We start from the raw sequence: 1,315 nt of genomic DNA, 5'->3' as shown, positions 1-1,315 counted from the left end.
TGTCTTAGCCCCTTAAAGAGTTGGACTGAATTTATAAAACAATTTAGTAATATCTTTAAGAGTAATGAAAAAAGCAAGAAGAGTATTTTCACCTGAGGATCGATTGTCGATTTTGGAGGAAGCCAAGCGGGAGGGACAAGCATTTACGTGCCGCAAGTACAATCTTTCACCGTCATTAGTTGACCGTTGGAAGAAAAAGTATTTATCACAAGGAATAAAGGGCTTACAACCATCTTATCACAAAGTAGATCCTGAAAAGCGGGCATTGGAAGAAGAGAACGCTCGACTAAGGCGTATCATTGCCAATCAAGCTCTGGAACTAGAGGTTAAGAGTGAGCTTTTAAAAAAAACTCCTATCGGTCCGGGGAAAAGATCATGATTGTACAAGCGTATAAAAAGCAGGTCACAGTTACCACTCTTTGCAACTGGGTTGGGCTCTCAAAGAGTGTTTATTATTATGTTCCATCAGCTCAGAAGCGCGGTCGCAAACCCAGTGAGTTTACTATTTGTGATCAGGAGCTTGTTTCTAACAATGTGGTTTTAGAAGATATCAAGGAAATCATCTCAGGACCATTTAACTGCTATGGATATGAAAACGTGACAGTGGAACTGAAGCGCAAACATTATCAGATCAATAAGAAGAAGGTTTACCGTTTGATGAATGAGAATAACTTGCTGCTTGGAAAAGTAATTCGTACCAGTGGCAGACGGGAATTTGTACAGCACAGAAAGATTGATGCTTTACGCACCATGGAATACCTGTGCCTGGATATCAAGTATATCTGGATATATCCGGAGAAACGACATTATTACCTCTTGAGCATCATGGATGTTTACTCCAGGAAAATCCTGAACTGGATCTTCCAAAGAAGTATCCGAAAAATGGATGTAATCAATTTATTCCGGCTGATCGATCAGGAATACGGGATTAAGAATGTGATTATCCGCAATGACAACGGATCACAGTTTATCGCAAACGATGTGAAAAATTATTTGAAAAGTGCCCAGGCAAAACAGGAGTTTACTCATATAGCAACACCTGAAGAGAACAGCTATATCGAGGCTTTTCACAGTATTCTACAGCGTGAACTCATTGATCGGTTCGAATTCCTGAGCGGGTATGATGCAAAAGTAATGTTGCAACAATATTTTGAATGGTATAACTTTAGACGCAATCACAGAAAACTGGGGTTTATTACTCCGCAACAAAAATGGGAATCAGCTTCCCTTAAAACAACCGGCGAAAGCCGTAAAACTATAAAATCAACCTAAACTAACAGCGGAAATCCGTCCAATTAATAAGGGGTCGATACAC

General features: G+C 39.8%; 2 protein-coding genes. Both read left to right on the top strand.

Annotated elements, in window-relative coordinates:
- Positions 1–64 precede the first annotated feature (64 nt).
- Positions 65–379, top strand: a complete 315-nt coding sequence (locus H9Y05_RS16155) for a transposase (protein ID WP_216714899.1) — start codon at positions 65–67, stop codon at positions 377–379.
- Complete coding sequence (locus tag H9Y05_RS16150) at positions 376–1,272, top strand: IS3 family transposase (protein WP_216714898.1); 897 nt, start codon at positions 376–378, stop codon at positions 1,270–1,272. The genes H9Y05_RS16155 and H9Y05_RS16150 overlap by 4 nt, the downstream gene beginning before the upstream one ends.
- Positions 1,273–1,315 lie beyond the last annotated feature (43 nt).

The organism is Taishania pollutisoli (assembly GCF_014518315.1).
Lineage (GTDB): Bacteria > Bacteroidota > Bacteroidia > Flavobacteriales_D > Crocinitomicaceae > Taishania > Taishania pollutisoli.
Note: the sequence above shows the minus strand (reverse complement) of the source record. Positions and strands in the feature narration are given on the sequence as shown.

What these genes read in the sequence shown, in the direction of transcription:
- H9Y05_RS16150 (WP_216714898.1), top strand. Translation starts at nt 376, where the DNA reads ATGATTGTACAAGCGTATAAAAAGCAGGTCACAGTTACCACTCTTTGC.
- H9Y05_RS16155 (WP_216714899.1), top strand. Translation starts at nt 65, where the DNA reads ATGAAAAAAGCAAGAAGAGTATTTTCACCTGAGGATCGATTGTCGATT.